The organism is Herbidospora daliensis (assembly GCF_001570585.1).
In the GTDB taxonomy this organism is placed as follows: domain Bacteria; phylum Actinomycetota; class Actinomycetes; order Streptosporangiales; family Streptosporangiaceae; genus Herbidospora; species Herbidospora daliensis.
On the sequence record NZ_BBXF01000009.1, the window covers coordinates 82,866 to 104,472 of the forward strand.

Consider the following 21,607-nt stretch of genomic DNA (forward strand, 5'->3'; position numbering starts at 1 on the left):
TGACCGCCCATTACTACCGAGGGAACCCGCGATGAGCGACGTGCGTGCCGAGTACGAGGAGCTGAAGGCCAGGGGACTGAAGCTCGACCTGACCCGGGGCAAGCCCGCCTCGGCCCAGCTCGATCTTTCGACCCCGATGCTCTCGCTGCCCGGGACGTCCTACCGCTCCGCCGACGGCACCGACACCCGCAACTACGGCGGCCTCAACGGCCTGGCCGAGCTCCGGGCGCTGTTCAGCGGGTTCCTCCAGGTCCCGGCCTCGCAGCTGATCGTGGGCGGCAACTCCAGCCTCGCCCTCATGCACGACGCGATCGTCCACTGCCTGCTGGGGGTGCCGCTCGGCGCCGCCCGGCGGTGGGCCGACGAGGAGCGGGTGGCCTTCCTGGCGCCCGTACCGGGCTACGACCGGCACTTCGCGCTGTGCGAGCGCTTCGGCATCGAGCTCATCCCGGTCGCGATGACCCCCGCCGGCCCCGACATGGACGAGGTCGAGCGCCTCGTCGCCGCCGACCCGGCGATCAAGGGCATCTGGTGCGTGCCGAAGTACTCCAACCCCGACGGCACGACCTACTCGGCCGAGACCGTCGCGCGGCTGGCCACCATGACCACCGCGGCGCCCGATTTCCGGATCTTCTGGGACAACGCCTACGCCATCCACCACCTCTTCGACCAGGAGGCCGAGCTCGCCGACCTGCTGGCGCTGGCCACCGAGGCCGGCAACGCCAACCGGGTGTTCGTCTTCGGCTCGACGTCGAAGGTGACCCTGGCCGGGTCGGGCGTCTCGTTCTTCGGCGGCTCGCCCGAGACGATCGCCTGGTTCCTCGGCTACATGGGCAAGGGCACGATCGGCGCCGACAAGGTCAACCAGCTGCGCCACGTCGAGTTCCTGCGCGACGAAGACGGCGTGCGCGCCCACATGCGCGCCCACGCCGACCTGATCAGGCCCAAGTTCGAGACCGTCGACCGCATCCTGTCGAAGGAGCTCTCGGGCCTGGCGACCTGGTCGTCGCCGCTCGGCGGCTACTTCATCTCGCTCTCGGTGCCCGAGGGCACGGCCAAGGAGGTCGTGCGCCGCGCCGCCGAGGCCGGCATCGCGCTGACCCCGGCCGGGGCCACCCACCCCTACGGGCAGGACCCGGCCGACTCGGTCATCCGCATCGCCCCCACGTTCCCCGACACGGCGGAGCTGGAGGCGGCCATCAGCGGCCTGGCCGTCTGCGTGCGCCTGGTGGCGGCCGAGCGCGCCTGACCCCGGTGACCGCTCGGTGACTGATAGACATCGAGCATGGCGTTGCATTCCGGACACGCGCACCACAAGCACCCGGCGTCGCGATCGGTCAACCCGGTCACGGCGCTGGGTCTCGACCTGACCGCGCCCACCCACCGGCTGTTCGACACACCGGTGCCCGCCGAGGCGGCGTGGCAGTTCGTCCACGACGAACTGATGCTCGACGGGAACGCCCGGCTCAACCTGGCCACGTTCGTGACGACGTGGATGGAGCCGCAGGCCGCCCGGCTGATGGCCGAGTGCGCCGACAAGAACATGATCGACAAGGACGAGTATCCGCAGACGGCCGAGTTCGAGCGCCGCTGCGTCTGCATCCTGGCCGACCTGTGGAACGCCCCGTCCCCCTCCGACGTGATCGGCACCTCGACGACCGGGTCGAGCGAGGCGTGCATGCTGGCCGGGATGGCCCTGAAACGCCGCTGGTCGGGGCCGGGGAAACCCAACCTGGTCATGGGGGCCAACGTCCAGGTGTGCTGGGAGAAGTTCTGCCGCTACTGGGAGGTCGAGCCCCGGCTCGTGCCCATGTCGGGGGAGCGGTTCCACCTGACCGCCGAGGAGGCGGTCAAGTACTGCGACGAGAACACCATCGGGGTGGTCGCGGTGCTCGGGTCGACGTTCGACGGGTCGTACGAGCCGGTCGCGGAGATCTGCGCGGCCCTCGACGCCCTGCAGGACGCGCGCGGGTGGGACATCCCCGTCCACGTCGACGGGGCCTCGGGCGCGATGATCGCGCCGTTCCTCGACCCGGAGCTGGTGTGGGACTTCCGGCTGCCCCGCGTGGCCTCGATCAACACCTCCGGGCACAAGTACGGACTGGTCTACCCCGGCGTGGGCTGGGTGTTGTGGCGGCACACCTCGTGCCTGCCGGAGGAGCTCATCTTCCGGGTCAACTACCTCGGCGGCAACATGCCGACCTTCGCCCTCAACTTCTCGCGGCCCGGCGCCGAGGTGGTGGCGCAGTACTACAACTTCCTGCGGCTCGGCCGTCAGGGCTACCAGGAGGTCCAGGGCATCTCACGGGCGGTCGCCACCCACCTGGCGCGGAAGATCGCCGACATGGGGGTGTTCCGGCTCATCTCCCGCGGCGACGAACTGCCGGTGTTCGCGTTCACGACGGCCGATTCGGTGACGGCCTTCGACGTGTTCGACGTGTCGCGGCGACTGCGGGAGCGGGGGTGGCTGGTGCCGGCGTACACGTTCCCGAAGGACCGGGAGGACCTGGCGGTGCTGCGCATCGTGGTCCGGAACGGGTTCACCCACGACCTGGCCGATCTGCTGCTGGCCGATCTGGCGCGGGTGCTGCCCGACCTGGAGGCGCAGCCGCATCCGATGCACCGGGAGATGAAGGCGATGGGCTTCCATCACTGACGGCGCAGGACCGTGAGCGTGTCCTCCGTGCTCGCGGCCATGGCGAAGGGGAACCGGTCGAGTTCCAGGCACAGCTCGACGTCGTCGGGGTGCACCCCCAGCCGTACCCCCTCCGCCAGCTCCGCCGCCGCCCGCGACCGCCCCGCCCGGTCGAGGAACTCGGCGGCGTCCGTCTCCGGCTCGACGGCTCTGCGGGCGATGTACTGGGCGCACGCCAGGTCCTCGTCGGCCCGGCCGTCCTCGCCGGTGACCACGAACGTCACGTCGGCACGACCCCGCAGCAGCCGGGCGGTCGCCTCGGCCACGACGAAGCTCGCGCACAACACGAGCGGGGCGTCCCTGACCGCCAGGACGCCGACCGTGCCCGCCGTGGTCTTCTGCACGACGGTCCGGCCGGTGAGGTCGGCCGAGCGGAGCAGGCCGGGTGAGTTGACCAGGTCGAAGCCGGGTGCGGCCGGGCCGTCCTTGAGGGCCAGCCAGCCGGGGTTGGCGGCTTTCAGCGCCAGGGCCTCGTCGAGTGTGCCGGCCAGCACGATCTTCTCCGCCCCACGCGCGAAGGCCCAGGCGGCGACGGTGAAGGCGCGCATGACGTCGACCACGACCGCCACCTGCGGGGTGCCGGTCAGGTCGGGGATGGCGAGGAAACGGGGGTTCATTCCCGTCATGATCGCAGTCAGCCGCAGGCGGAGCTCTCCTCGGGCAGGCGGCCCGCCGCCGCCGCGCTGAGGCGGGCGGCGAACTCGTCGTAGAAGGCGGCGTCGCGGGGGGCGGCGGAGCGCAGGACGGTCAGGGCGCAGGCGCGGAACGTCTCGCTCACCCGGCTGTAGTAGGGGAGTTGGGGGCGCAGCAGTGCGCCGTCCATGGCCTGTCTGACCGTCTGGGCGAAGTCGGCGAACTCGGCGACGAGGGCGTCGGGTTTCTCCGAGTCGCCGCGCAGGCAGGTGAGCGCCTCGGTGAACCGGCGCGACTCGTAGTCGGCCACGTCGTAGGCAGCGGCCAGCACGGGGGCGTAGCTGCCGCAGGCGAACAGTTTCGCCTGGACCTCCGGGGTCGTCAGGTGCTTGATGAGGCTTTCGGCGGCGGGGCGGTTGCGGGCCTTGGGGGAGACGACCAGGACCGAGCCGCCCAGCACGCCGCCCCGGGGCAGCGGGCGGTAGGTGAAGGCGGGCTTGTCGTCGGCGTCGCGGAAGCGGTCGTCGAGCCAGAGGGCGCGGAAGACTGACGGCCAGTGGCGCATGACCAGCGGGGCCGACGGGTGGGCGCTGCGGAAGGCGCGCAGGGTGGCGTTCTCGGAGTGGTCGAGCGAGTCGCCGTCGATCAGGCCGGTCTTCAGCGCGGTCCGCCACGTCTCCAGGCGGGGCTCGACGACCCGGCGCAGTTCCGCGCCGGTCGGGTCGGAGAGCAGCGGCACGACCTCGGGGCCGATCGCCTCGATGAGGTTGACCATCGCGCCCTCGTAGTCGTCGAGCTGGGTCAGCGCCTGGCCCGGCGGCTTGCCACCCGGTGCGCCTTGGCCCCAGACCGCCGCCACGAGCGGGTCGGTCGCGCCCATCGAATAGGCGAGGGGCACGTCGGCGGCGAACGGGACGCCGTACTGGGTGCCGTCGACGCGTCCGGCGGCGACCGATCTGGACATGAAGCCCTGGTGGGGCAGGTCGACGGGGGAGGCGTAACCGTTCGCGACGAACTCGGCCAGGTGGGCGACGTCGAGGACGAGCACGTCGTAGGGGCACGGGCCGTCGAGGTCGGTGGCGGCCATCTCGGCGCGGGCGTCGTCGGGGATGCGGGAGATCTCGACGTAGCGTGCCGTCTGGCCGCGGTCCTGCCACGCGTTGATCACGTCGCGCTGGGTGCGGTCGAGGCTGTCGTCGTAGCCCGCGCCCACGGTGATCTCGTCGGCGTCGCCGGGGCAGCCGGTGGCGGGGGCGCGGGTCAGCAGCGACGGCGCCGTGCTCAGGCCGACGGTCAGCGCGACGCCGACGACGAACGGCCAGACCGGGTGCCTTCGGCGGGTCATCGGGGCTCCCTGAGCCGGTCGAGGGCGGTGGCGGGGTCGAAGCCGGCGGCGTCCACGCAGAAGACGCCGGCCGCGTCGCGGAGGGCGGGCGGGCACTCAGCGTCGCCGACGTTGACGATGTAGACCGGGGCGTCGCTCGGTTTGCCGGTCGCCTGCTCGACGACCTCTTCGGTGATCTTCCGGAGGTCGGCCTGCTTGCCGGGGCTGGTGTCGGTCACGATCACCATGACGTCCATGGGCCGGTTGCCCATGCCGCCGATGGTGGCGGCGACGTCGAGGTCCCAGTCGCGGGGTGTCCACTGCCCGAGGTAGTCGACGACCTGGTCGCCCTGGGAACCGGCCAGGTCGGAGGGGTAGGCGGTGGAGATCCTCGGCCGGGCGTCGCGGAACGGGCGGCGGGCGATGTCGAGCGAGACGCGGTCGGTGGGGCGCAGGGCGTCGACGATCTCCGCGACCGAGCGCAGCGTCACCGGCATGTGCCGCCGCATCGACCCCGACCCGTCGAGCACCACGGCCAGGTCGAGCCGCTGCTCCCGGTTCCTGATCGCCTCCATCGTCGCGGCCAGCACGTCGCCGCCCGGCGCCGGTTGCGCCTCGGGGGTGGGGGTGACGGCCCGCGCCCGCAACCAGGCGGCCAGTTCGTGGACGACCTCGCCGCGCCCGGCGCTCTCCCGGTCGGGCCAGATCGGCCGGATCGCGCGGTAGTCGAGGGTGGCCAGCGGCGGGACGTCGGGGATCCACAACCGGCCGCGGTCGCCGTTCCCGCCGGGGCAGAACCGCGCGGTCCGGTTGTTGTAGTCGTCCATCACGTGGCGCGGCAGCAGGAAGGCCGAACGGCGCAGCAGGCTGTTGCGCCGGGGTTCGTAGTCGCGCTGGAGATTGCACAGCAGGGAGACGGGGTCCGACTGGTCCTTCCAGAAGTCGTCGCCCATCTCCTCCGGCAGTTCCCGCATCTTGTCCTCGGCCGCCTCGGGATCGGGGAAGACCCGGTGCATGTTCAGCCCGGCCGTCGCCATCAGGCCCAGCCCGGAGGTCAGCGGCTCGGGCCGGGCGAAGTTGCGGCCCGGCTGCGCGTAGAAGCGCAGCACCGAATCGAGCGAGACCCCGCCGGTCTCCCGCTCGACCTGGTTGCGCAGCGTCTCCGGGACGCCGACCGCGATCTCCGCGTAGCCGATCGGGCCGGCGTCCTCGACGCGGTCGCCCGCGAGCAGGTCGGCGAGGTCGCGGCTCTCGACGACGACCAGGTCGGGCCGGGGGCCGATCAGCCGGGTCTCGTCGGCGGAGCGCCAGCCGCCGCGCAGGGCGGCGAGCAGACCGGAGACCGGCGGCGCGGCGACGACCTTGAGCCGGGTCTCGGCGCACCCGTTCACCGCCCGGCCGGCGGTGAACTCCGCGGCCAGCAGCTCGAAGCCGGGGACGTCGTACGACGGCACGCTGAGCACGATCTCCCGAGGCATCGGGCACTGCCCGAAGTACGCCTCGAAACGCTGCCGGGCGGCGGGCGCGAGCTGGGCCAGCGCGAGCACCATGCCCCCGGCCACGACGCCGGCCGCGCCCATCCGCAACCAGGGCCACAACGTGCCGATCAGCCGCCGCGCCGCGGCGAGCCTCGGCCACCAGCGCGGCCGCCGCCGGTCGCGTCCGGCGGCCCTGCGCCGCCACCGGTCGCGCACCGGACGGTAGACGGCGGCGACCAGGATGACGCCGATGGCGATCCGGACGACCCAGCGGGCCGCGAGCTCGGTGCCGGTCACCGCGAGCCCGATCTCGGGCAGGATGCCGAGGAGCGCGATCACGGCGGCGATCCGGGCGTCGGAACCGTCGCGCGCGCCCTCTCTGGTGCCAGCAGGCTCTGCGTCCCCTGAAGGACTCATGGACTCCGTCGCCCCTCGCCGGTCCGTGCGCTCCTGCGGAGAGAGCGTAAGCAGTATGCGTGCTTATTTCACGCCGGATGATGGAATCGAGACCTTTGCGGCAGGTGGCGGTGCGCCACCACGATGTCACCGCCCGCTTCCGAGTTCGGCCCCATTCGAGGTGAGGGCCGTTAAGGTGGCGCTAATCGAACCGTCGGGGGGCGCTTTCCATGAGGCCGGCAACAATGGCGATATTCGCCTGTGTAATGGGCGTCTCGGCCTGTAGCGCTGCCGATTCCGCCGTCGAGCTGCCGATAGAGCGTCCGAATTCAGCGCTTTCGTGTACGTCGTTCTTCTGTCATATCGGCTCCGATCCGGCCATTGTCGTCCACGACCTCGAACCGGCGAATCTCGGTTCGCTGAAAGCCCGGCTCACGTGGCTGGAGAACGAGTCGTGCCTCGTCGCCGTCACCCGTGACAAGACCGTCGTGCCGGTCTGGCCGAAGGACACCACGCCCTTCCGCGCCTCAGACGGACGGCGCGGGGTGCGGGTGCCGGGCAGGGGCGAGATCCTCGACGGCGACGCCTTCACCCACGGCGGGTCGTGGCTCGCCGGGGCCGACCTCGCCCCCGGGTGCGGCGGTCACGACGGGGTCTTCGCCGTCGACGCCTTCGAGTCGTAGGAGCCCCGGGCGGTCAGCACGTCGCCGATGTGCGTGTCGGCCCATGCCGTGATGGCGTCGACGACGCCTTCGAGGCTGCGGCCGAGCGGGGTCAGCTCGTAGTCGACCCGGGGCGGCACCACCGCGTGGACGGTGCGGGTCACCAGGCCGTCGCGTTCGAGGCCGCGCAGGGTCTGGGTGAGCATCTTCGGGGTGACGCCGTCGATCTTGCGGGACAACTCGGTGAAGCGCAGCGGGCCGCCGCGCAGATGGGTCACGATCAGCACGCTCCACGCGTCGCCGATCCGGTCGAGCACCTGGCGGCTCGCGCAGTCTCTCAGGCTGTCCACCTGCTCACTATCCTCCAGGTGAGTACCGCACTTCAAGGTGCCCTCTATCGATCGGGAAGCATGACCTGACCTGCCCGGTTGCCTCCGTTACACCGTAACGAGAGGGAGCAAGATGACCTACGTCGTCACCGGCGCCACCGGACACTTCGGGCGCCTCGCGATCGAGAGCCTGCTGCGCCGCGGCGTGCCCGCCGGGGAGATCCGGGGGATCGGACGCCAGATCGAGAAGGCCGCCGACCTGGGCGTGGAGATCCGGAAGGCCGACTACGAAGACCCCGCCTCGCTGCGCGACGCCTTCGCGGGGGCGGCCAAGCTGCTGTTCGTGTCGGGGTCGGAGCCGGGGCGGCGGCTCGCGCAGCACCAGAACGTCGTGGCGGCGGCCGTCGAGGCGGGGGTCGGGCTGGTGGCGTACACGAGCATCCTGAACGCCGAGACCTCCACGATGGACCTGGCCGCCGACCACCGGGCCACCGAGAAGCTGCTGGCGGAGTCGGGGCTGCGCACGGTGTTCCTGCGCAACGGCTGGTACTACGAGGTCTACACCGACCGGCTCGCCACCTTCCTGGAGCACGGCGTCGCGGGCTCGGCCGGAGACGGGCCGATCAGCGCGGCCGCCCGCGCCGACTACGCCGACGCGGCCGCAGCGGTGCTCACCCAGGAGCCCGGTCAGGGGGTGTACGAACTGGCCGCCGAGGTCTTCACGCTGGCGACCCTGGCCGAGCGCGTCTCCGAGGCCGCCGGGAAGCCGGTTCCCTACGTGCCGCTGACCGAGGACGCCTATCGCGAGGTGCTCACCGGGTCGGGGCTGCCCGGCGAGGTCGCCGACTTCGTCGTCGGCATCGACCGCGGCATCGCGGCGGGCCAGCTGGCGTCGTCGAGCGACGACCTGGCGAAGCTGCTCGGCCGGCCGCCGGTGTCGCTGCGGGAGGCGCTGGCTCAGTAGGCCAGGACGGGGTCGGTGCGGGCGGGGGCCCGCACCGACCAGCCGATCAGCACCGCCAGCGCGGCCAGCGCGTAGGCGATCGTGCCGAAGCCGGTCACGTAGGCGACCGCCCCGGCGGCGGCGACGCCGAGCCACTCCCAGCGCCCGTCGAGGGCGACCAGGGCGACCAGCAGCAGGGCGTACCAGGAGTAGCCGGGCGTGAGCAGCAGGAACGCGACGCCGGTCACGACCAGCCCGCCCTGCCAGGGCCGCGCCGGGTCGCCCTTCCAGACCGTGTACGCCGCCACCGCCCCCAGCAGCACCACGACCACCGGCAACGCCCACGCGTCGGGCACCAGCAGCCGGACCAGCCCGTAGCGCCCGCCGGACCCGGCCGCGTAGCCCTCCTCCGACGTGTAGCCGCCCAGGTAGCCGAACACCGACGCGTTCGACACCAGCACGTAGGGGAGATAGGCGACGGCCGCCACCAGGAGGGCGGGCCCCAGGATCGTCACGGCGTCGCGCGGGCGGCGTACACCGGAAAGCGCCCCGGGAAGCAGGACGGCGGGGAGGAACTTCGCGGCGACGGCCGCGCCGAGCAGCGCGCCTCCGGCAGCGCGCCGCCGGGTGAGCAGGCCGAGCGCCGCGACCGCCAGGAACACCGAGAGCGCGTCGGCGTGCGCGTTGTTGACCGCCTCGATCGGCACCGCCGGGCACCACGCCCACAGGCACGCCTGCTGCGGCCCCGCCCGGCGCACCAGCAGCAGCGTCGTCGCCATCGCCAGCAGCAGGCCGCCGACCTGCAACGGCTTGTGCCGGGACCCCGGCGGCGACAGGGTGTGCACGGCCAGGAAGTACGCCTCCGACACCGGCGGGTAGATGGTCGGCACCCTCGGCCGGTTGATGCGGGTGCAGCCGCCGCCCCACAACCACGACAGGTACGCCGTCTCGCAGACGGGACCGTCGAGGAACAACCAGTCGTCGCGCAGCCCGGCGAGCTCCTCGGCGACCGGCGGGTGGTCGTAGGGCGAGACGCCGGCCGCCTGCACCCGGCCGTCCCAGGCGTAGCGGTAGGAGTCGGTGCTGGTGCGCGGCACGTCCAGCAGCCCGGCGGCGGCCACCGCGAGCCCGCCCGCCACCACCAGCGCCGCCGCCCGCCGGGGCGGAACCCGGCGGAGCGACCATGCCGCCGCCGCGAACAGCGCCCAGCAGACCGCGTACCAGCCGATCAGCCCGGCGGGGTCGGCGAGCTGGCCGCGCCGGGTGACGGCGACGGCCAGCGCGGCGACCAGGGCGCCCACGAGGGTGACGGTGAGTTTCACCAGGTCAGGGTCTCAGCGATGGCGGCCCGCAGACCGGCCGCCGGGCCGGACGTCCGTGATTCGTAAGGTGTCGTAGCCCCTCCAGAGGGCCTCCGGCACGATTGCATGGGACCCATGAATCCCACGCTTCCCCAGTTCAGGGGCCGGTTGCACGACGCGCGGACGGCTGTCGCGATCGGGCGGTGGCTCGGGTCGGCCGTCGTGGTCTGCTTCCTGACCGGGTTGATCAGCCACGTGCTCCAGCATCCGCCCGGCTGGATGACCGGCCTGCTGCCGGTCCGGCCGGCCTGGGGCTACCGCCTCACGCAGGGGCTGCACGTCGCGTCGGGGCTGGCGGCGATCGTGCTGGTCATGGCCAAGTTGTGGGCGGTCTACCCGAGGTTGTTCGCCTGGCCGCCGTTCCGGTCGCTGCCCCATCTCGTCGAGCGGCTGTCGATTGCGCTGCTGGTGGCGGCCACCGTGTTCGAGCTGTTCACCGGGCTGATCAACATCCTCCAGTGGTATCCGTGGCCGTTCTCCTTCACTCAGACCCACTACGCCGTCGCCTGGATCGTGGCCGGTTCGCTGCTCCTGCACCTGGCGGTGAAGGCGCCGCTGATCAGGGAGAACTGGCGGAGGAAGAAGGCCGACGTCGACGCGGCCGACCGCCGGGCCCTGCTCGCGGGGGTCGGCGCGGCCGTGGGCGCGGTCACGCTCACGACGGTCGGGCAGTCGCTGTCGGCGCTGCGGGGCTTCGACCTGCTCGCGCCGCGCAGCCCGAACGTCGCGACGCAGGGCATGCCGATCAACCGCACGGCCGCCGCCGCGCAGGTCACCTACGCCTCCTCCGACGGCTGGGCGCTGGAGGTCGCCGGGCCGAAGCCCTTCCGCGTCACCCTCGCCGAGCTGGAGGCCATGCCGCAGCGGCGGGTGCGGCTGCCGATCGCCTGCGTGGAGGGCTGGAGCGCCGACGCGTGGTGGAGCGGGGTGCCGGTCCGCGACCTGCTGGCCCGCGCGGGCGCGCCGCCCGGCTCGGCCCTGCGGGTGGAGTCGCTGGAGGTCTGGGGCTACTACCGGGTCATGGAGATGCCCGCCCAGTACGCCGACGACCCGGACACCCTGCTCGCGCTGCGGCTCAACGACGAGGTGCTGTCGCTCGACCACGGTTACCCGGCGCGGATCATCGCCCCGAACCGGCCCGGCGTGCTGCAGACCAAGTGGGTGTCCCGGATGGAGGTGCGGTGAGCATGCCTCTGAGGATCACGCTGGGCGCGGCCGGGGTCGCGCTGATCGCCGTCGGGCTGTTCTTCCTGCTGCCGCTGCCGGGCCTGCTCGGGGTGGTGTTCTGGTTCGCCGGGGCCATCGCCCTGCACGACGCCCTGATCGGCCCGATCGTGCTGGTCACCGGCCTGCTGGTGGCCCGGCTGCCCGACCGGGCCGTGGTGCGGGGCGCGCTGATCACGATGGGCGGGCTGGTGCTGATCACGATCCCGGCGCTGCTGCGGCCGGGTCCCTCGCCCAACCCGACCGTGCTGGTCCAGGACTACCCCCGCAACCTGCTGATCTGCCTGGCGGCGGTGGCCGTCGTCGCGGTCGTGCTGGTGCTGGTGCGCCGCCGCCGCTGAGCCAGTTCCACGAAGTGGCGGCCGGTCACCGTCCACTCCGCGACCCGCGTCCAGCCCGCCCTCTCGGCGTGGCGGCCGAGCGCCCCCCGGCCCGCCCGCGCCCAGGGGAAGGCGGGGCCGGGGTCGCTCCGGCCGTCGTCGAGGACCACGTCGTGGCGTTCGTCGACCTCCTCGGGGTCGGCTTCGGCGATCAGCAGGCCGTGCGGGGCGACGACGTCGGCCAGCCGGGCCAGCAGGGCCGCCGGGTCGCCGCCGATGCCGACGTTGCCGTCGAGGAGCAGGGCCGTCGTCCAGCGGCCCTCGGCGGGCAGCGGCCCGAACACCGACCGGCACAGGGCCATGCCGCCCCGGCCCCGGGTGCTGCGCACGGCCGCCGGGCTGACGTCCACGCCCAGGATGCGATGGCCCTGTTCGGCCAGGGCCTCGACCAGGCGGCCGGGGCCGCAGCCGACGTCCAGCACCGCCCCCCGGCAGCGGGCCAGCACCGACCGGTCGGCGGCGTCGACCCCGGCGGACCAGCGCTCCACGTCGAGCGGCAGCCGCCCGCCGTCGGCCCGCCGCAGGAACAGCGGGCCGCGCCCGCTCCTGAGCGCCCTGGTGTACGGGTCGTCGAGCCAGGCCGTCACCGGTTCGCCGCCGCCGGCGCGAGGCGGGCGTGCAGATCGGTGAACGTGCTCCACGGCGCCTGGGCGGCCACGAATTGGGCGTCGGCGGCGGTGTCGACGTCGCGCAGGGCCGGCAGGTCGGCGACCGTCAGGCCCTTGTCGCTCAGCCGGGCCCGCTGGGCGGCGCCCGTCTCCGGGACCGACATGGGCACGCCGAGCAGCAGCGCCGGGTCGGGGTCGGCCAGGCCGAGCGCCCAGAAGCCGCCGTCGTCGGCGGGGCCGAACCAGGCGTCGCACCCGGTGAAGTCGAGCGCGGGTTCGAGCAGGTCGGGCGTGACCTGCGGGGTGTCCATGCCGATCAGCAGCGCCGGACCGGAACAGGCGGCGAACGCGGCGGCCAGCCGTTCGTCGAGGCCGCCGCCGCACTGCGGGCGGATCTCGAAGCCGGGCGGCGTCCAGGGGCCCGGAGAGCCGTCGAGGACCAGCACGCGCCGGTCGGCGGGGGTGGCGAGCACCGCCGCCAGGGTGTCGGCGAGCGCCGCCTCGGCCAGCGCGGCGGCCTCTCCGGGGGTGAACGGCGGGGTCAGCCGGGTCTTGACCCGGCCGGGCACCGGCTCCTTGGCGATCACGAGGAGGGTCGTCATCGGGCGGCTCCCTCGCGCAGCACCCCGCGCATGTCCATGACCGCCTGGAACGTTCCCTTCCAGGTGCCGGTGACCTTCGACTTCCCGCTGCGCGGCAGGTAGGGCACGTCGATCTCGCGCACCCGCCACCCCGCGTCGGCGGCCCTGACCACCATCTGGAGCGGATAACCGCTGCGCCGGTCGGTCAGGTCGAGCTTGAGCAGCGCCTCCCGCCGCGCGGCGCGCAGCGGCCCGAGGTCGTGCAGCCGCAGCCCGGTCCGCCGCCGCACCATCTTCGACAACGCCCAGTTCCCGGCCCGCGCGTGCACCGGCCACACCCCCCGCGACTGGGGCCGCCGCCGCCCGAGCACCAGGTCATCGCCTTCGGAGAGCAGCTGGACGAACTCCGTCAGCAACCCCGGATCGAGCGAGGCGTCGCAGTCGCAGAAACAGACGACGTCGGCCTCGGCGGCCAGGAGCCCGGCGTGGCAGGCCGCCCCGAACCCGCGCCGGGACTCCCGCACCACGGTCGCGCCGAGCGAGCGGGCGAGCTCCGCCGACCCGTCGGTCGAGCCGTTGTCCACGACCAGCGCCCGCCAGCCCGGCGGGACGCGCTCCAGGACCCACGGCAGGGCTTGGGCCTCGTTCAGGCAGGGCAGCACGACGTCCACGGAATTTTCGATCACCCTGCCACCGTAGGAAGGACCGGGCCGGAAGACGGCCATTGAGTCCTTACGAAACGCGGACGCCGTCCGTTATGCATGCTCTTCGGTGCCAGGCTGGGCACATGAGGATCCTGGTCGTGGAGGACGACCCGACCGTCGCCGGCGTTGTGGCCGACTATCTGCGGGTCGCCGGGCACACCGTCGACCGGGCCGCCGACGGGCCTGCTGGGCTCGACCTGGCGCTGCGCGGCAGGCCCGACCTGGTCGTGCTCGATCTCATGCTGCCCGGCCTCGACGGGCTGGAGGTGTGCCGCCGCCTGCGCGCGGCCAGCGCGGTGCCGGTGATCATGCTGACCGCCCGGGGCGAGGAGGACGACCGCATCACCGGCCTCGAAGTGGGCGCCGACGACTACGTGACCAAGCCGTTCAGCCCACGGGAGCTGGTGCTGCGGGTCGAGTCGGTGCTGCGGCGCAGCCGGGCCGTCCAGCCGGGGCCGCCCGGACCGTTGCGCGCGGCCGGGCTGACCGTCGACCCGGCGACCCACCGCGCCCAGAAGGACGGCGTCGAGCTGACCCTGACCCTGCGGGAGTTCGACCTGCTGGCCCACTTCCTGGCCCACCCCTACCGGGCGCACACCCGCGAGAGCCTGATGCGCGAGGTGTGGGGGTGGGACTTCGGCGACCTGTCGACGGTGACCGTCCACGTCAGGAGGCTGCGCGGGAAGATCGAGGACGATCCGGCCCGGCCCCGCCTCATCCACACCGTCTGGGGTGTGGGCTACCGCTTCGACCCGGGAGACGCCCGATGAGGGACCTGCTGCTCATCGCCCTGTTCGCGTTCGCCGGCGCGGTCTTCGCCGGGCTCGCGGGCGCGGCCGTGCTGATGCCGCTGCGGCACCGGTCGGTGACGGTCTCCCTGACCGTCGTCGCGATCGTGGCGGTCACCGCGATGCTGGCCGGCACGCTCGCCGTGGCCTGGGCGATGTTCCTGTCGCCCCACGACCTGACCGTGGTGACGCTGGTCATCACGATGGCCGCCGTGGTGTCGCTGGCGACCGCGCTGCTGCTGGGCCGCTGGGTGGTGGCCCGCAGCCACGACCTGGCCCGCGCCGCCCGCGACTTCGGCGACGCCGGCGACTTCGCCGCCCCGGCCGCCCCCGCGACCGCCGAACTCGCCGGCCTGGCCAGGGAACTGGCCGCCACCAGCGAGAAGCTGGCCGCCTCGCGGGCGCGCGAACGGGCCCTGGAGTCCTCGCGCCGCGAACTGGTCGCGTGGATCTCCCACGACCTGCGCACCCCGCTGACCGGCCTGCGCGCCATGGCCGAGGCGCTGGAGGACGGCGTCGCCGACGACCCCGCCCGCTACCACCGGCAGATCCGCGCCGAGGTCGACCGCCTGACGACGATGGTCGGCGACCTGTTCGAGCTGTCGCGCATCCAGGCGGGGGCGTTCCTGCCCGTGCCGGCCCGGCTCTCGCTGCGCGACCTCGCCGCCGACGCGCTGCTGGGCGCCGCCCCGCTGGCCGAGGAACGCGGCGTGCGCCTGGTCGGCGACGACCTCGACCACGTCCCGGTCGAGGTCGACGGCAAGGAGATGACCCGGGTGCTGGCCAACCTGCTCGTCAACGCGATCAGGCACACCCCGGCCGACGGCACGGTCGCCGTGAGCGCGGTCAGGCACGGGGAGAACGCGGTGCTGGCCGTCACCGACGGGTGCGGCGGCATCCCCGCCGACGACCTGCCGAGGGTGTTCGACACCGGCTGGCGCGGCACCGCCGCCCGCACCCCGCCCGCCGGGGCGGGGCTCGGGCTGGCGATCGTCCGCGGCATCGTCGAGGCCCACGCGGGCCGGGCCGACGTCCGCAACGTGCCCGGCGGCTGCCGGTTCGAGGTCACCCTGCCGCTGGTGACCTGAGCGGCGCGGCGGCGAACTCCACCACCCCGTCGGCGAACTCGACCGAGGGCTTCCAGCCCAGGTCGCGCCGGAGCCGCGCGGAGTCGGCCGTGATGTGCCGCACGTCGCCCAGCCGGTATTCGCCGGTCACGACCGGCATCGGGCCGCCGAACGCGGCCGCCAGCGCGGTCGCCATCTCGCCGACGGTGTGCGGGTGGCCGCTCCCGGCGTTGTAGGCGGCGTGCCGCCCCTCGGGCTGGTCGCCGACCGCGTCCAGTGCGGCCAGGTTGGCCGTCGCGACGTCTCTGACGTGGACGAAGTCGCGGCGCTGCCCGCCGTCCTCGAACACCCGGGGCGCCTCCCCGCGCTCCAGCGCCGACCGGAAGAACGACGCCACCCCGGCGTAGGGGGTGTCGCGCGGCATGCCCGGCCCGTAGACGTTGTGGTAGCGCAGCGACAGCGCCCGGCCGCCGGTCGCCCGCGCCCACGCGGCGGCCAGGTGCTCCTGGGCGAGCTTGGTGGTGGCGTAGACGTTGCGCGGGTCGACCGGGGCGTCCTCGGTCACCAGGCCCGGCGACATCTCCGCGCCGCAGAGCGGGCAGCGCGGCTCGAACCGGCCCGCCTCCAGGTCGGCCACGTCCCGGGGGCCGGGCCGCACGACGCCGTGGCCGGGGCAGACGTAGCGGCCCTCGCCGTACACGACCATCGACCCCGCCTGGACCAGCCGGGACACCCCCAGCTCCGCCATCACCGACAGCAGCACGGCGGTGCCGTGGTCGTTGCACGACACGTAGTCGGGCGCGTCGCCGAAGTCCGACCCGAGCCCGACCTTCGCGGCCTGGTGACAGACCGCCTCGACCCCTTTCAGCACGTCCGTGAGCGCCCCGGCGTCGCGGACGTCGCCCCGGACGAACGCGGCGTCGGGGACCTCGGGCTCCCGGACGTCGTACACGATCGGCTCGTGCCCGGCGGCGGTGAGCGCGGCGACGATGTGCGAGCCGATGAACCCGGCTCCTCCTGTGACGAGAACTCGCATGTCAGGGACGCTACGGAACACCACGCCCCGGCGGAGGTTCCCGCGCCGGGCCGTAAGGGTTCCGTCACACCCGCACGAAGCCGAAGGCGGGATGGTCGAGCAGGAAGGCGGGCTCACACCGCGCCTGCGGCCGCACGGCCTCCGCCACCCCCTGGGCGAAGCGCACCCGGGGCACCCACCCGAGCTCCCGCCGCAACCGCGCCGAGTCGGCCGTGATGTGCCGCACGTCCCCGAGCCGGAACCCCCCGCTCGCCACCGGCCTCGGCCGCCCCGCCGCGACGGCCGCCGCTCCCACCGTCCGGGGCTCGCCACTGCCGGTGTTGTACGCCGAATGCCCGCCCCGGGGCCGTTCGGCGACCAGCGCGGCCAGGTTCGCCGCCGCGACGTCCCTGACGTGCACGAAGTCCCGCCGCTGCCGGCCGTCCTCGGGGACCGCGGACGGGAGGTGACCCGGGCCGTAGACGTCGTGGTAGCGCAGCGTGATGGCGGTCCCGCCGGTGGCACGGGCCCAGGAGGCGGCGAGGTGCTCCTGCGCGAGCTTGGTGGCGGCGTGCACGTCGATCGGGTGGGTGGGGGAGTCCTCCCCGGTCAGCCCCGGGCGCAGCTCGGCGCCGCACCACGGGCACAGCGGCTCGAACCGGCCCGCGGCGAGGTCGGCGAGCTCGCGGGGCCCGGGGTGGACCACGCCGTGGGAGGGGCAGTGGTGACGGCCCTCGCCGTAGACCGCCACCGACCCGGCCTGCACCAGCCGCAGGACCTTCGCCTCGGCCATGGCCTTCAGCAACACGGCGGTGGCGTGACTGTTGCCCGCCACGATCGCGGGCGCGTCCCCGAAACCCGATCCCGCCGCTTCGGCCTGATGACAGACGGCGTCGACACCGCGCAGGTCCGCACCGAGAACGGGTTCGTGACCGGCGGCGGTGAGCGCGGCGACGACGTGGGAGCCGATGAACCCGGCTGCTCCTGTGACGAGAACTCGCATGCCAGAAAACTACGGAACCCGCAGGTCAGCGCCGTGTTCCCGCGCCGCTGGAAGGGTTTTGGTCAGCCGGCCGACAACATGTGGCGCTCGAACCGTGTCAGCTCGGTGTGGAAACGGGCCAGCAGCTCGTCGTCGGACGTCAGCTCCAGCTCAGAGCTTCGTCCCGCCCTGCCCGGCCGGTGTGCCGATGGTCGATGAAGGAGAGCGTCGGACGCAGCCCCGGTATCTCGGTGTCGTCGACACGCCGAAAGACTAAACCGGGGAACAAAGGGGCCGGGCGCCTTCCCCGGAAGGAAGGCGCCCGGCCATATATCGAGCGGTTCAGCTCACCAAGACCTGGTCGAAGACCGTCGTGTTGAGCTGTCCCGCCTCATGGGAGCAGACGAAGAGCCCGATCGTCGCCGGACCGGCCAGGGTCGCCGTGCCGATCGCCGTCCAGTCTTCGCCGTTCGCCGACCGGTAGGTGGTCACCGTCGACCCCACCCGGGACACCCGCAACCACACGGGTGCCGTGGCGGCTCCGCCGTCCGCGTCGGAGCTGAAGTTGGCCTGCTGGTGGATGCCGTGCGCCGGGGTCAGGAACACCCCGGAGTACGGCGACAGCGCCGTCGCCGCGGATTTGATCATCAGGCCCGACTTGGCCCAGTCGTCGGTGTTCTCCTGGCTGATGACGCGGGCCACGATCGTGCCGTTCGCCGGGAGGTCGCGGTGGACGTAGTGCATCTGGTCGGCGGTGCCCCACACGTCGCCGCCCGCGCCGGAGACGGTGAAGGTCCGGCCGTTGACGCTGGCGGTGCCGGCCAGAGCAGGGGACCCGATGTCGACGGAGTTCCAGCCGCTCGGCAGGCCGGTCGTGTTGGCCGGGGTCACGGTCACGTCGGAGAACGTCGCCGTGGTCGTCTGGCTGCCGTCGTGGGAGACGGCGAACAGGCCGACCTGGGCCGCCGCGGCCATGGTCACCGTCCGGGCGCCGACGCGGGTCCAGGTCAGGCCGTCGGCGGAGTCGAAGGCGGTGAACGTGTTCCCGGCCCTGACCAGTTTCAGCCACACGTCGGGGGGCTCCAGGCCGGAGCCGGTCACGTCGTGTTCGCCGGTCGTCTGGAGGTGGACGCCGTGGTCGGCGCTCAGCAGCAGCGCCGCGTACGGCGACCCGGACACGGTCGTCTCCTTGAACATGATCCCCGCCTTGGTCCACGCCTCGGCGCGGGTCAGCGAGTTCACCCGGGCGACGACGGCGCCGTCGCCCGTCAGGGAGCGCCGGACGAAGTGCATCTGGTCGGTCGCGCCCCACACGTCGTCGCCGCCCGCCGTGATGCTGAACACGCCGCCGAGCTCCCCGGACGAGCCGGGCAGCACCGGGTCGCCCACGTCGCCGCCCGTCCACAACGCGGGAAGTCCGTTGTCGTCGGCCGACTCGAACGTGACGTGGTCGAAGGTCGCCGTGCCGAGCACGGTGCCGTCGCGGTGGGCGGTCACGAACAGGCCGGCTGAGACCGTCTCGGGCAGGCCGGGCAGGGTGTGCTGGCCGACCGGGGTCCAGGTCTCCCCGTCGGGCGACCGGAACGCCTTGATCACGTCGCCCTCGCGCGTCAGGCGGACCCACGCGTCGGGGAACGTGAACGGGCCGCCGACCACCGACGACGGGTCGGAGGTCTGGAAGTGCATGCCGTTCTCGGGGGTGACGAACAGGTCGGCGTACGCCGACGTGCCCCTGATCATGAGGCCCGCCTTGGCCCACGGCGCGGTCTCCGACTGGGAGGTGACCCGGGCGGTGATCGAGCCGTCGCCGGTCAGCGGCCGGTGGAGGAACGAGTGCTCCTCGGTGTCGGCCCACACGTCGGTGCCGCCGCCGTTGACCGTGTACGTCCCGGTCGCCGTGTCGTAGGTCGCCGAGCCCGCCGGGGTCGCCCCGTCGACGTCGGCGCGGGTCCACGGCGAGGGCGCCGGGCCGACCGTCGACCCCTGGGTGACCTGGACGTTCTCGAAGACCGCCTCGCTGAGCGCGGTCATGTCGTGGGAGCTGACCCACAGGCCGATGGTCGCCTGGGCGGCCATCGGGAGCGTGGTGGTGCCGATCGCCGTCCACACGACGCCGTCGGCGGAGCGGTAGGCGGTGAACACGTTCCCGGTCCGGGTCAGCTTCATCCAGCCGCCCAGCGACGGGTAGCCGCCGCCGTCGCCCTGGAAGCCGTACTGGAAGTGCATGCCGTTCTCGGGCGTCAGGGCCACGGCCGCGTAGGGGGCCATCGGGGTGGCCGACTCCTTGATCATGATCCCGGCCTTGGCCCACGGATGGGTGTTCGTCTGGTCGGTGAGCTTGGCGATGACGGTGCCGTCGCCCTGGAGCGGCTGGAAGACGTACCGGAACTCGTCGGTCTGGTCCCAGACGTCGTTGCCGCCGCCCTTGATCGTGAACGACCCGGCGTCGTAATAGGTCGTCCCGGCGACCGTGCGCGGGCCGATGTCGGCGCTGGCCCACGGGGCGGGCGGCTGGGTCAGCTCCAGGAAGTCCGCGCCGTAGGCGGCGTCCTCGCCGGGGGTGACGATCGTGTGGGTGATCTCGCCCTCGTCCGACCAGCCCTGCCAGGCGTACTGCCTGCCGTTCCAGAACTGGGTCGCCGGGGCGCTCAGCACCCGCTCGACCCCCACGACCGCCTGCTCCACCTTGGTCCCGGTGAACGGCACGCCGTCGACCGTGTACGTCGGCCCGAGCGGGTCGGAGGTGAAGGTCAGCTCGACCAGGTTGGGTTTCACGTCGACGAACGAGGTGTGCTTGAGCCCGCCCGCGTCGGTCACCGTGAGCTGCACGCGATACCAGGTCGTGGCGACGTTGTCGGCGACGCGCGGGATCGTGAACGTGCCGCCGCGCACCCCGTTCACCGGCCCGAGGAACGGGTGCACGTGGTCGGCGTGGTGGAAGATCACCGACCACGAGAACGCCGAGGCCGGCAGCGTGCCGTCCTCGGGGTCGCTACCGGTGGCCGCGTAGGCGATGACGTCACCGGCGTCGTAGGTCGACAGCGAGACGGGCGCGGTGATGGTGCCGGTCGGCCGCCGGTTCCCGACGGTGACCCGCACCGCCGCCCGCGTCGACTTCGCGCCGTCGCTGACCGTCAGCGTGACGTCGTAGGCGCCGTTGGTCGTGTACGTGTGCGTCGGGCTCGCCTCGGCCGAGGTCGTGCCGTCCTTGAAGTCCCACAGGTACGTCACCTCGTCGCCCTCGTCGGGGTCGCCCGACCCGAGCGAGGAGAAGTGCACCTCCAGCGGCCCGAGGCCGTCGGAGGGCGTGGCCGCCGCCTTGGCCACCGGCGCGCGGTTGCCGCCCGAGGGGGCGATCTTGTAGAACGCGCCCGGGTAGATGTCGAGCTGGTAGAGGTTGCCGTCGGGGCCGGTCGAGAGCTGCACCGGCGTGCCGGCGTTCAGGTCGAAGTCGTTGACCGAGATGACGCTCTTGAACTCGTCATCCATCTTCAGGTACTTGATGAACCCGAGCGTGTAGTCGGCGAAGAAGACCGCGTTGTCGTACTCCTCCGGGAACGTGCCGCCGGTGTAGATCTCCAGCGAGGTCACCGACCCGGCCGCGGCCGGGGGAGCGGTGTGCGGGTAGGTGTAGACCGGGTTGGCGTAGCCGCACCCGGCGCAGAAGCCCTCCGCGAGGGGCCAGCCGTAGTTGGCGCCCTTCTCGACGAGGTTGATCTCCTCCCACTCCGAGCCGCCGACGTCGCCGGTGAGGATCTTCCCGGCGTTGGGGCCGCTCGGCACCACGTCCCATCTGAACGGGTTGCGCAGGCCGTAGGCCCAGATCGCCCGCTCGGCGCCCGGGGTGGCGGCGAACGGGTTGTCCGGCGGGATCGAGCCGTCCTTGTTGACGCGCAGGATCTTGCCGTGCGGGGTGCCGAGGTTCTGGGAGTTGGGGTTGTAGGTGTTCATCCCCAGCGACCAGTACAACTTGCCGTCCGGGAGGAACCGCAGCTCGCCGCCGTGGTGGAACACGTTCGACTGCTGGTTCGACTGGACGAGCACCAGCTCCGAGGCCGCCGCGATGGTGTCGCCGGTGACGGTGAAGCGGCTCAGCCGGTTGAAGTTGTCGCTGCGGGTGTAGGCGACGTACACGAAGTGGTTCGTGGCGAAGTCGGGGTCGAGCTCCAGCCCGAGCAGGCCGCGCTCGTCGGCGCCGGCCGTCGGGAGGGTGATCATCGGCGTCGTCTGGAGCACGCCGTTCTTGATCAGCTTGATGGCGCCGTTCTTCTCGCCGATGAGGATCCGGCCGTCGGGCGCGAACCGGAAGGCCGTCGGCATGTCGAGGCCGTCGGCGAGCAGGGTCTTGTCGAACTCCACCGGAGGCCCGGCGTGGGCCGCCGGCGCGGGCACGACGACGAGCGCGACAAGGAGCAGTAACGCGGTGAGGGTGCGCAT

Annotated in this window: 19 protein-coding genes; 8 read left to right on the forward strand and 11 right to left on the reverse strand. The window is 72.9% G+C overall.

Annotated features, from left to right (window positions below; all coding sequences use genetic code 11):
- Window positions 1-31: 31 nt before the first annotated feature.
- Both AW274_RS34310 and gad read left to right on the forward strand, forming a co-directional pair.
- Window positions 32-1,249, forward strand: a complete 1,218-nt coding sequence (locus AW274_RS34310; protein ID WP_062441720.1) for an aspartate aminotransferase type Ic — start codon at window positions 32-34, stop codon at window positions 1,247-1,249.
- Window positions 1,250-1,285: 36 nt separating this feature from the next.
- A complete protein-coding gene (gene gad / locus AW274_RS34315) occupies window positions 1,286-2,656 on the forward strand; it encodes a glutamate decarboxylase (protein ID WP_062441725.1) in 1,371 nt (456 codons plus the stop codon).
- On the opposite strand, the gene AW274_RS34320 is transcribed toward gad, so the two are convergent.
- From AW274_RS34320 to AW274_RS34330, 3 genes are read right to left on the reverse strand one after another with little or no spacing between them, the layout of a single operon-like run.
- Window positions 2,650-3,312, reverse strand: coding sequence for a 2-phosphosulfolactate phosphatase (locus tag AW274_RS34320; RefSeq protein WP_062441728.1), 663 nt, complete (start codon window positions 3,310-3,312; stop codon window positions 2,650-2,652). The genes gad and AW274_RS34320 overlap by 7 nt on opposite strands.
- A 17-nt stretch (window positions 3,313-3,329) precedes the next feature.
- Window positions 3,330-4,673: an extracellular solute-binding protein gene (locus tag AW274_RS34325; protein WP_062441732.1), complete on the reverse strand. Its 1,344-nt coding sequence runs from the start codon at window positions 4,671-4,673 to the stop codon at window positions 3,330-3,332.
- Window positions 4,670-6,547: a vWA domain-containing protein gene (locus AW274_RS34330; protein ID WP_157520890.1), complete on the reverse strand. Its 1,878-nt coding sequence runs from the start codon at window positions 6,545-6,547 to the stop codon at window positions 4,670-4,672. Before AW274_RS34330 ends, AW274_RS34325 begins: the two co-directional genes overlap by 4 nt.
- Before the next feature lie 224 nt (window positions 6,548-6,771).
- Here AW274_RS34330 and AW274_RS34335 point away from each other — a divergent pair, with 224 nt between their 5' ends.
- Window positions 6,772-7,209, forward strand: a complete 438-nt coding sequence (locus tag AW274_RS34335; protein WP_157520891.1) for a hypothetical protein — start codon at window positions 6,772-6,774, stop codon at window positions 7,207-7,209.
- Here AW274_RS34335 and AW274_RS34340 read toward each other — a convergent pair.
- Entirely contained in the window at window positions 7,170-7,538 is a 369-nt protein-coding gene (locus AW274_RS34340) for a winged helix-turn-helix transcriptional regulator (RefSeq protein WP_232320618.1), read from the reverse strand. The two genes, AW274_RS34335 and AW274_RS34340, sit on opposite strands and share 40 nt — an antisense overlap.
- Window positions 7,539-7,650: 112 nt before the next feature.
- On the opposite strand from AW274_RS34340, the gene AW274_RS34345 reads away from it, so the two are divergent.
- Window positions 7,651-8,481, forward strand: coding sequence for an NAD(P)H-binding protein (locus AW274_RS34345; RefSeq protein ID WP_062441745.1), 831 nt, complete (start codon window positions 7,651-7,653; stop codon window positions 8,479-8,481).
- Here AW274_RS34345 and AW274_RS34350 read toward each other — a convergent pair.
- Complete coding sequence (locus AW274_RS34350; RefSeq protein WP_062441750.1) at window positions 8,475-9,782, reverse strand: glycosyltransferase 87 family protein; 1,308 nt, start codon at window positions 9,780-9,782, stop codon at window positions 8,475-8,477. The genes AW274_RS34345 and AW274_RS34350 overlap by 7 nt on opposite strands.
- 114 nt (window positions 9,783-9,896) lie before the next feature.
- On the opposite strand from AW274_RS34350, the gene AW274_RS34355 reads away from it, so the two are divergent.
- The gene (locus AW274_RS34355) at window positions 9,897-11,006 is read left to right on the forward strand and encodes a molybdopterin-dependent oxidoreductase (RefSeq protein ID WP_157520892.1); all 1,110 of its coding nucleotides are present in this window, start codon (window positions 9,897-9,899) and stop codon (window positions 11,004-11,006) included.
- Entirely contained in the window at window positions 11,003-11,386 is a 384-nt protein-coding gene (locus tag AW274_RS34360; RefSeq protein ID WP_232320619.1) for a hypothetical protein, read from the forward strand. Before AW274_RS34355 ends, AW274_RS34360 begins: the two co-directional genes overlap by 4 nt.
- Here the strand turns inward: AW274_RS34360 and AW274_RS40850 are convergent.
- From AW274_RS40850 to AW274_RS34375, 3 genes are read right to left on the reverse strand one after another with little or no spacing between them, the layout of a single operon-like run.
- Window positions 11,305-12,012 (reverse strand): class I SAM-dependent methyltransferase, encoded by a 708-nt coding sequence (locus AW274_RS40850; RefSeq protein WP_062441759.1) that lies wholly within the window; start codon window positions 12,010-12,012, stop codon window positions 11,305-11,307. The genes AW274_RS34360 and AW274_RS40850 overlap by 82 nt on opposite strands.
- Window positions 12,009-12,635 (reverse strand): TIGR04282 family arsenosugar biosynthesis glycosyltransferase, encoded by a 627-nt coding sequence (locus tag AW274_RS40855; protein ID WP_062441764.1) that lies wholly within the window; start codon window positions 12,633-12,635, stop codon window positions 12,009-12,011. The genes AW274_RS40850 and AW274_RS40855 overlap by 4 nt, the downstream gene beginning before the upstream one ends.
- Window positions 12,632-13,300: a glycosyltransferase family 2 protein gene (locus AW274_RS34375; RefSeq protein WP_232320620.1), complete on the reverse strand. Its 669-nt coding sequence runs from the start codon at window positions 13,298-13,300 to the stop codon at window positions 12,632-12,634. Before AW274_RS34375 ends, AW274_RS40855 begins: the two co-directional genes overlap by 4 nt.
- Before the next feature lie 101 nt (window positions 13,301-13,401).
- On the opposite strand from AW274_RS34375, the gene AW274_RS34380 reads away from it, so the two are divergent.
- Together AW274_RS34380 and AW274_RS34385 are read left to right on the forward strand one after the other, a co-directional pair.
- Window positions 13,402-14,088 carry a response regulator transcription factor gene (locus tag AW274_RS34380; RefSeq protein WP_198169545.1) on the forward strand — a complete coding sequence of 229 codons (687 nt, stop codon included), beginning with the start codon at window positions 13,402-13,404 and terminating at the stop codon, window positions 14,086-14,088.
- Complete coding sequence (locus AW274_RS34385) at window positions 14,085-15,194, forward strand: sensor histidine kinase (protein WP_062441774.1); 1,110 nt, start codon at window positions 14,085-14,087, stop codon at window positions 15,192-15,194. Before AW274_RS34380 ends, AW274_RS34385 begins: the two co-directional genes overlap by 4 nt.
- On the opposite strand, the gene AW274_RS34390 is transcribed toward AW274_RS34385, so the two are convergent.
- From AW274_RS34390 to AW274_RS42835, 3 genes are all read right to left on the reverse strand, one after another.
- On the reverse strand, window positions 15,172-16,209 hold the full coding sequence (locus AW274_RS34390; RefSeq protein ID WP_062441778.1) for an NAD-dependent epimerase/dehydratase family protein: 1,038 nt from the start codon (window positions 16,207-16,209) through the stop codon (window positions 15,172-15,174). The two genes, AW274_RS34385 and AW274_RS34390, sit on opposite strands and share 23 nt — an antisense overlap.
- Before the next feature lie 64 nt (window positions 16,210-16,273).
- Window positions 16,274-17,191, reverse strand: coding sequence for an NAD-dependent epimerase/dehydratase family protein (locus AW274_RS34395; RefSeq protein WP_063813846.1), 918 nt, complete (start codon window positions 17,189-17,191; stop codon window positions 16,274-16,276).
- Window positions 17,192-17,512: 321 nt separating this feature from the next.
- Window positions 17,513-21,607: a PQQ-dependent sugar dehydrogenase gene (locus AW274_RS42835; RefSeq protein ID WP_063813848.1), complete on the reverse strand. Its 4,095-nt coding sequence runs from the start codon at window positions 21,605-21,607 to the stop codon at window positions 17,513-17,515.